The organism is Bradyrhizobium sp. 25ACV, assembly GCF_054863005.1.
The window spans coordinates 73,658-81,431 of record NZ_JAVAYO010000026.1 but is presented as its reverse complement, the minus strand read 5'-3'; the positions used below and the strand labels follow the sequence as shown (position 1 = coordinate 81,431).

The window sequence follows — 7,774 nt, the reverse complement described above, 5'->3', positions numbered from 1 at the left end:
GACCCCCGCATGGCCAAGCTCGCCGGCGGCGTCCATCGCCTCGAGGGACAGCTCATGGTCGTCCTCGACGTCGATCGCGTCCTCGATCTCGAAACCAAAGTGCAGATGGCTGCGTGAGCCAACGAAACATCGAAGCCGGAGAACCAAAATGAAGACCTGCTTGGTGGTTGATGATTCCAGCGTCGTTCGCAAGATCGCCCGCCGGATCCTGGAAGGCCTGGAATTCGAAGTTACCGAGGCCGAGGACGGCTCGAAGGCGCTCGAGATCTGTCAGCGGCAGCTGCCCGATGCGGTGCTGCTCGACTGGAACATGCCCGTGATGGACGGCTTCGAATTCATGGGCCACATGCGCCGCCTGCCCGGCGGCGACCAGCCCAAGGTGGTGTTCTGCACCACCGAGAACAACGTGGCTCATATCGCCCAGGCGCTCAGCGGCGGCGCCAACGAGTACATCATGAAGCCTTTCGACAAAGACATCATCGCCGACAAGTTCGCTGAAGTAGGTTTGATCCCGGTCGGACAAGCCATGGTCTGAGTGTGTCTGGCCCGCGTATTTAGGCCAGAGTGTTCCAGTACAGCTTCGAAGAGGCCATCCGTGACCCCGACCGAGTATGAGTATCTGCGTAAGTTCCTAAAGGACAATTCCGGTCTCGATCTTTCCGCAGACAAGCAATATCTGATCGAAAGCCGCCTGCTGCCGCTGGCCCGCAAGGCCGGACTCTCCGGCATCGGCGAGCTCGTGCAGAAGCTGCAAGGCGGCTCGCGCACGGTGATCACCGACGTGGTCGAGGCCATGACCACCAACGAGACCTTCTTCTTCCGCGACAAGGTCCCGTTCGATCATTTCCGCGACACCATCATGCCCGAGATCATCAAGGCGCGGGCCGCCCGCCGCAGCATACGGATCTGGTGCGCCGCCGGCTCGACCGGGCAGGAGCCCTATTCGCTGGCGATGTGCCTGAAGGAGATGAGCGCGGCTCTCACCGGCTGGCGCATCGAGATCATCGCGACCGATCTGTCGCAGGAGGTGCTGGAGAAGGCCAAGGCCGGAATCTACAGCCAGTTCGAGGTGCAGCGCGGCCTGCCGATCCAGATGCTGATGAAATATTTCAAGCAGACCGGCGAGACCTGGCAGGTCAATCCCGAATTGCGGGCGATGATCCAGCACCGGCAGCTCAACCTGCTGCACGATTTCGCGCAGCTCGGCACCTTCGACGTCATCTTCTGCCGCAACGTGCTGATCTATTTCGATCAGGACACCAAGATCAACATCTTCAACCGGCTGGCGCGCCAGATCGAGCCCGACGGCTTCCTGGTGTTGGGTGCGGCCGAAACCGTGGTCGGCCTGACCGATACGTTCCGGCCGATTCCGGAGCGGCGCGGCCTCTACAAGCCGAACGATCCGCGTGCCGCAGCCGCCAAGCCGGCTCTCGCCGGCGCGGCGCCTCGCATGGCGGCCATGGCAGGACGATAGACATGGCCGAGGATGGCAAGGGTACGGAACGCGTGACTTTCAGTCGCGGCTACGATGTCTGCATCATGGCCATCGACGGCACCTGGCGCCGCGACTGCAAGCTCAACGCGATCTCGGATACCGACGCCATCCTCACGGTGGAAGGCTCGATCCAGGGATTGAACCTGAAAGAGTTCTTTCTGCTGTTGTCGTCCACGGGCCTCGCCTACCGCCGCTGCGAGCTGGTCCGCGTCAACGGCGCCGAGATGGACATTCAGTTCCTGCGCGGCAAGAACAGGAAGAAGCGCGGCGCAGCCGGCGGCCGCGACGAAGCGGCGTGATCTGCCCATCCGTCGCCGTCTTTCCGGCCCGTTGCTTCACATTTTCTGAAAACATCCGAATGAATTCGCGCCAGGAACTTTACGTGGCCTAAGCGCGAAGCGTGTATCCATTGTTGGTCCCAATCTCAGGATACTGAAATGCCCAGAAGTTCTCTTTCCCCCATCACCTCAAACCTGCCCGACGGCGCCGAGCGGCGTGCGCTTCAGCTCCTTGTGGTCGATGACGACGCCACGCAGCGCAGCCTGATCACGGTCGCCGCCAAGCAGGCCGGCCACGAAGTCACCGTGGCGCCGTCAGTGGCGGATGCGATCGAGAAGCTCCGCGCCGCGCGCTTCGACTGCGTGACGCTCGATCTCGTGCTGGAGGATGGCGACGGCATCGACGTGCTGCGCGAGATGGCGGCGGCGAAGTTCGGTGGCGCAGTGATCGTCATCAGCGGCATGGACGGCAAGCGCCGCAGTGCCGCCCGCAGCTTCGCCCGGTCCGTCGGGATCGAGCTCCAGAGCCTGCCGAAGCCGCTCGACCTCGCGGCCTTGCGCATCAGCCTCGCCAATCTCGGCAAGACCGCGATGGGCCTTCCGGCGATCCACACCTGGGGTGGTGTCGCCACTGACGCGATCGTGGAACGGCACCGCGCCTAGGCCGCGGAGCTGCCATGCGGCCGCTGCGCCGCGCTGATCGCGATCTATGCCGGGCTGCCGGATTCCGAGAGGCATTGCAGGGCGTGGCCAAGGCCCGCCCGGCAGGCGTTGAGAGCGGCGCTCGCCGTCGCATAGCGCGGCGTGACGTCGTCGAGCACGAAAATGTCGGCGGAACCGGCCGGATCGCCGTTATCGTCGTGCGCCAGGCCCATTTCGAACAGGCCAGCTTCCATCATGGCTGCGTCGATCAGGCGCATGCTGCTCTCGATCCGTGTGATCAGGGCGCGAAGATCGGCAGCGATCAACTGACGGCTGTCCGTTTCAGGCATCGCGATGAGCGGGGGTGTGCCAGCGAAATTTAGCATGGATATTCTCCGTACCCCGCAATTAGGCACCCTGCCGCTACTTGTGCGTTAAGTCCATGTCCCGTACAAATACGGGTGGGCCGAATCCGCGCCGAACGCCATAACGGTTTGGCGCGGACGCGAGTCCTTAATGCCAACTGGATGTGGCACATGGCCGAACAAAGCTCTCGCGGTGAAATCTTCGTGGTCGACGACGACCCTGCCGTTCGCGACACCCTGTCGATGGTGTTGAAGGCGGCGGGCTATGAGGTGATCTGTTTTGCGGACGGCGCAGCGCTGCTCTCCGTCGCGCGAAACCGCACACCGGCTGCGATCCTGCTCGACGTGAACATTCCCGGAAAGTCGGGCCTCGACATTCTGAAGGAGCTGCACGGCGAGGATTATCCGGCGCCGATCTTCATGATCTCCGGGCAGGGCGACATCGCAATGGCGGTGGGCGCGATCAAGAGCGGCGCGCTGGACTTCATCGAGAAGCCGTTCCGCGGCAGCGAGATCGTCGGCCGACTCGACGAGGCGATCGGCGCCTATGCGCGCAGGCAGGCGGAGAACGCCTCACCGAAATTCGGCTCGCTGCACTTCCCTGGACGTGAGCCGCTGACGCGCAGGGAGCGCGAAGTGCTCGAGCAGTTCGCCTCCGGTGCGTCCAACAAGGAAGCCGGCCGCACCCTCGGCATCAGCCCGCGCACCATCGAGGATCACCGCGCCAACATCATGAAGAAGCTCGGCGCGCGCAACGCCGCCGATCTGATCCGCATCGTGATGACCGCGGCGCAGCGCGCGTCGTAAAATGGTCTCGTGCCCCGGACGCAGCGCATCATGCAATGATGCGCTGCTGAGCCGGGGCCCATCTCTCAAATTTCACCGCTGATAGTTCTGGGGCCCGGCTCTGCGTCGCAGCGTTGCACGCTGCGCCTTGTCCGGGACACAAGAGCAATCAAGCGCTCAGCGCCTTGCGGATGATCCGCGCGAGATCCGATTTGCGATAGGGCTTGGCCAGCAGCAGGACGCCGGAATCCAGCCGGCCGTGATGGATGATCGCATTCTCGGTATAGCCTGACGTGTAGACCACCCTGAGATCGGGGCGTGTCTTCATCAGTTCGTCGGCGAGCTGCCGTCCGTTCATCTTGCCGGGCATGATGACGTCGGTGAACAGCAGGTCGAACGGCTTGCCGGCGGCAACGATCGCCAGCGCCTCCGCCGCGTTCGCGGCCTGCAGGGTGACGTAACCCAGCGCATGCAGCTGCGCCAGCACGTAATCGCGCACCAGCCGGTCGTCCTCGACCACCAGGATCGTCTCGTGTCCGCCCTCGATCGTCGCCGGCGTCACGCCCTCGCCGATGGCAGTCGGCGTCGTGCCGGGCGGCAGGTACATCTTGATCGTGGTGCCGTGGCCTTCCTCGCTGTAGATCTTGATGTGGCCTGCGGACTGCTTGATGAAGCCGTAGACCATCGACAGCCCGAGCCCGGTGCCCTTGCCCGGTCCCTTCGAAGTGAAGAAGGGGTCGAACACCCTGGCCAGCATGTTCGCAGGGATCCCGGTGCCGGTGTCGCTCACGGCAATCAGCACGTAATGGCCGGGACGGACGTCGTTGCCGCTGGCATAGACCTCGTCGAGATAAGCGGCGCCGGTCTCCACGATCAGCTTGCCGCCGCCGGGCATGGCGTCGCGGGCATTGAGCGCGAGATTGAGGATCGCAGTGGTGAGCTGGTTGGGATCGACGATCGCAACGCAATTCTCGTCCTCGAACACCGATTCGATCTGGATCTGCTCGCCCAGCGTCGGCCGCAACAGCTTCGCGGTGTCGACCACCAGCGAGTTGATGTCGATCTCGCGCGGCTGGAGCGGCTGCTTGCGCGCGAAGGCCAGCAGGTGCTGGGTCAGATCTGCGCCGCGCGCGGCGGCCTCGTCGATCATCTTCGTGATGGCCGCAAGCTGCGGCTCCTTCTCGACGGCTTCTGCGAGGATCTCGATCGTTCCGGTGATGACGGTGAGGATGTTGTTGAAATCGTGCGCCACGCCGCCGGTGAGCTGGCCGACCGCCTCCATCTTCTCGGCATGGCGGATGCGCTCCTCGGCGGCGATCTTGTCGGTGAGGTCGCGGTAGAAGACGTTGAACAGCAGGCCTTCGCGGCGCTTCAGCGCGGTGACGCTCAGCTCGGCCTTGAATTCCTTGCCGTCGCGGCGGCGGCACATCAGCTCGCGGCGGCGGTTCAGTGTCCTGCCGTCCTCGTTCTCCAGGAATTGCTTCAGGCCGGCCCTGACCCTGTCGCGTTCGCTCTCGGCGACGATCAGGTCGATCGTGCTCTTGCCGAGCACCTCGTCGCGGCGCCAGCCGAACAGCTGCTCGGCCTGTGAGTTCCAGTTCAGGATGCTGCTGGTCTCGTCGGTCTGGATGAAGGCGTCGAGCGAGGTCTCGACGATGTTTCGGGCGAGTCGCTCGCTCTCGCGCAGCGATTCCTGCGCGAGCCGCGCTTCCGTCATGTCGCGCCCGACGAAGAAGAAGCGCTGCGCCTGCTCGGACCAGTTGCCGAGCCAGGACAGCCAGACCTCGTGCCCGCTCTTGTGGAAGCAGCGGGTGTCGGCGAGCTTGGGGCGCTCGCCGCGCCGCAGCGCGCGCATGTCCTCGCGCGATTGCGCCAGATGGTCGGGGTGAACGAAGTCGGCGCCGCTGCGGCCGATCATCTCGTCCGGCCGGTAGCCGAGAATGGTCTCGCTGCTCGGGCTGATCTGCGCGACATGGCCCCGCGGGTCCATGACCATGATCAGATCCTGCGAGGTGTCGAAGATCTGCCGGCGCTCTTCGAGCTGCTGCTGCAACTGCCGCTCGGCCCGCCGCGCCTCGGTGAGGCTGTGCGCGGTCCCGGAGACGCCGATGATCTCGCCGGACGGCCCCCTGATCGGCGAGAGGCTGAGCGAGATTTCGACCGGCGTGCCATCCTTGCGCAGGCGCACCGTCTCGAACCGCTCGATCGGCTCGCCCCGCGCGATCCGCGCCAGATAGCCCTTACCATGCTCGCGCCGGTCGGGCGGCACGATGATCGCGGTGGATTTTCCGATCGCCTCACTCGCCGAATAGCCATAGAGCCGTTCGGCGGCCGGATTCCAGCCCGTGATGATGGCGTCGAGCGTCTGCATCACGATCGCATCGTCGGATGATTCGACGGCAGCGCTGAACAATTGCTCGCGTGCCGCATGATGGCTTCGCGCGGCCTCGGTGCGGCGATGCTCCTCGATCTCGCGTTGGAGCGCTGCCGTTTTCGCCCGCGTCTCTTCGACCATCTGGGCGAAAGCCCGCGCCAGCACGCCCGTCTCGCCGCTCGCATCGACGGGAATTTCGGCTGGCCGTCCGTTGCCGATGGCCTCCACCGCCGCGGTCAGGCGACCGATCGGACGAGTTAGCGAGCGCGCAAGCAGCACCGCGAGTAAGGCCGCGGCGAGGACAGCGAGGATACCGACCAGTAAGGACGTTCTTTGAATCGCCGCCGGTACGAGGCCGAACACCGGCGCGGGGATCGTCTCGATGATTGCGACCCATTCTTTGCCCACGAGCAGCGCCGGCGCGATCGCCGCCCCGCTCGGCCGGCCCGACCCGTCGGTCATGAGGCGCGTGGATCCCTCCAGCGTACCGGTCAAGGCACCAAAATACGGAAAGTCCTTGCGCCAGTCGTTGGGACGATCATGCAATGCGCCGAATTCTCGCGTGCGATCCGGATGAATGAGATAGTCGCCGCGCGAATTCACGACGTAGATCTCGCCCCCCGACGTCGATGTCGCGCGGACGCGGTCGAGCGCCGGACGCATGTCGATATTGGCGATGATGATCCCGAACGGCTTGCCATCCGGCGTGAACAGCGGCGTTGCGACCCGCAGCGTTGGAACGTGCAGGGCGGTGGTGCCTCCCTGGCGGGTCGCGAGATCGATGGGTGAAACGTAAATCTCGCCCGGCGCTAGGCGTATCGTGTCCTCAAAGTACGTTCGTTCGCCCTTGCGCTCCAGTTCGCCGCTGGGGACGATCCGTGCCGTTCCATTCGGGCCAGAGCGGTCGACGCGGACCAGCTCGCGCTGATCGTCGTCGAGACCGATGATTCGAAACTGCCCGTAGATGGGTTTGGCCTCGATCTCGGCCGCGAGCCGCGTGGCGATACGCCCGCGCCAGGTTTGCTCCGAGACGCCGTCTGAAGGGTCAATTCCTCCGGCCACGTGAGCGCGGATCAGGCCATTGATCGCCGCGGCAGAGCGATAGCCGATCAAATCGCCGCGGGCCCCGGCAACATAGGATTCCAGATTGGCCGCGAGCAGGCGTGACTGGGCCCCGACCCGCTCCAGGACGCGCGGAATCACCGCTTGCGTGGTGTTGCGAAAGCCGAGCCATCCGACGGCGGCCACGGTGACCGCCACCAGCAGGATCATCGCGATCGCCAGCCGTGTTGCGAGGGTCAAGCGGATGCTCGCAGGGCTTCCCGGATGACCGCGCCTGGTCTGGCCTGGAGCAGCGGCGCCGTCATCGGTGGCCGGAGCTGACATCGGACCCCTCCGGCTCGCCTGCTTTCAGGCAGCCATCGACCGCGGCGAGCAGGGCGTCGGGCCGGAACGGCTTTTGCAAACTCGCCACCGCGCCGAGCTTGGTCGCCATCTTCAGGAAGTCCGGCTCCGCATAGGCATCCGGCGTGATCGAACGGCCGGAAATGACGATGATCGGAATGGCCGGAGCCAGCACCCGGATGTGACGCATCGTCTCCAGCCCGTCCATGCCGGGCATGAAGATGTCGAGAAACAGGAGGTCGAACCGGCTGGCCTCGAACAGCGCAAGTCCCTTGTGGCCATCGCCCGCGACGGTGACGTGATGACCGGCCCTCTCCAGGAGCAGCCGGATCGTGAGTTGGACGGCCGGGTCGTCATCCACGATCAGGATGTTGGCCACGTCAATTCCTCCGGGTCGCATGGCACGTTCCCGCGACCTCAAATCAAAGCA

General features: G+C 64.7%; 8 protein-coding genes and 1 pseudogene. 6 read left to right on the top strand and 3 right to left on the bottom strand.

The window, feature by feature from the left end; all coding sequences use genetic code 11:
- From RAD04_RS37160 to RAD04_RS37140, 5 genes and pseudogenes are all read left to right on the top strand, one after another.
- Positions 1-117, top strand: a pseudogene (locus RAD04_RS37160) (chemotaxis protein CheW); the annotation flags it as partial.
- A 31-nt stretch (positions 118-148) separates the two neighbouring features.
- Positions 149-535 (top strand): response regulator, encoded by a 387-nt coding sequence (locus tag RAD04_RS37155; protein WP_018321619.1) that lies wholly within the window; start codon positions 149-151, stop codon positions 533-535.
- Positions 536-595: 60 nt separating this feature from the next.
- Complete coding sequence (locus tag RAD04_RS37150; RefSeq protein WP_461627745.1) at positions 596-1,474, top strand: CheR family methyltransferase; 879 nt, start codon at positions 596-598, stop codon at positions 1,472-1,474.
- A 2-nt stretch (positions 1,475-1,476) separates the two neighbouring features.
- Positions 1,477-1,794 (top strand): hypothetical protein, encoded by a 318-nt coding sequence (locus RAD04_RS37145; protein WP_018321617.1) that lies wholly within the window; start codon positions 1,477-1,479, stop codon positions 1,792-1,794.
- A 138-nt stretch (positions 1,795-1,932) separates the two neighbouring features.
- Positions 1,933-2,436: a response regulator gene (locus RAD04_RS37140; protein WP_461621418.1), complete on the top strand. Its 504-nt coding sequence runs from the start codon at positions 1,933-1,935 to the stop codon at positions 2,434-2,436.
- Between the two features lie 44 nt (positions 2,437-2,480).
- On the opposite strand, the gene RAD04_RS37135 is transcribed toward RAD04_RS37140, so the two are convergent.
- Entirely contained in the window at positions 2,481-2,801 is a 321-nt protein-coding gene (locus RAD04_RS37135) for a hypothetical protein (protein WP_461627744.1), read from the bottom strand.
- 150 nt (positions 2,802-2,951) lie between these two features.
- Between RAD04_RS37135 and RAD04_RS37130 the strand changes: the two genes are divergently transcribed.
- A complete protein-coding gene (locus tag RAD04_RS37130; RefSeq protein WP_026202588.1) occupies positions 2,952-3,587 on the top strand; it encodes a response regulator transcription factor in 636 nt (211 codons plus the stop codon).
- Positions 3,588-3,735: 148 nt separating this feature from the next.
- Here the strand turns inward: RAD04_RS37130 and RAD04_RS37125 are convergent, their stop codons facing one another.
- Together RAD04_RS37125 and RAD04_RS37120 are read right to left on the bottom strand one after the other, a co-directional pair.
- On the bottom strand, positions 3,736-7,326 hold the full coding sequence (locus RAD04_RS37125; RefSeq protein WP_461627743.1) for a PAS domain S-box protein: 3,591 nt from the start codon (positions 7,324-7,326) through the stop codon (positions 3,736-3,738).
- A complete protein-coding gene (locus RAD04_RS37120) occupies positions 7,304-7,723 on the bottom strand; it encodes a response regulator (protein WP_461627742.1) in 420 nt (139 codons plus the stop codon). Before RAD04_RS37120 ends, RAD04_RS37125 begins: the two co-directional genes overlap by 23 nt.
- Positions 7,724-7,774 lie beyond the last annotated feature (51 nt).

Coding starts and splice junctions, on each gene's coding strand:
- RAD04_RS37155 (WP_018321619.1), top strand. CDS start 149: ATGAAGACCTGCTTGGTGGTTGATGATTCCAGCGTCGTTCGCAAGATC.
- RAD04_RS37145 (WP_018321617.1), top strand. CDS start 1,477: ATGGCCGAGGATGGCAAGGGTACGGAACGCGTGACTTTCAGTCGCGGC.
- RAD04_RS37140 (WP_461621418.1), top strand. CDS start 1,933: ATGCCCAGAAGTTCTCTTTCCCCCATCACCTCAAACCTGCCCGACGGC.
- RAD04_RS37135 (WP_461627744.1), bottom strand. CDS start 2,801: ATGCTAAATTTCGCTGGCACACCCCCGCTCATCGCGATGCCTGAAACG.
- RAD04_RS37130 (WP_026202588.1), top strand. CDS start 2,952: ATGGCCGAACAAAGCTCTCGCGGTGAAATCTTCGTGGTCGACGACGAC.
- RAD04_RS37125 (WP_461627743.1), bottom strand. CDS start 7,326: ATGTCAGCTCCGGCCACCGATGACGGCGCCGCTGCTCCAGGCCAGACC.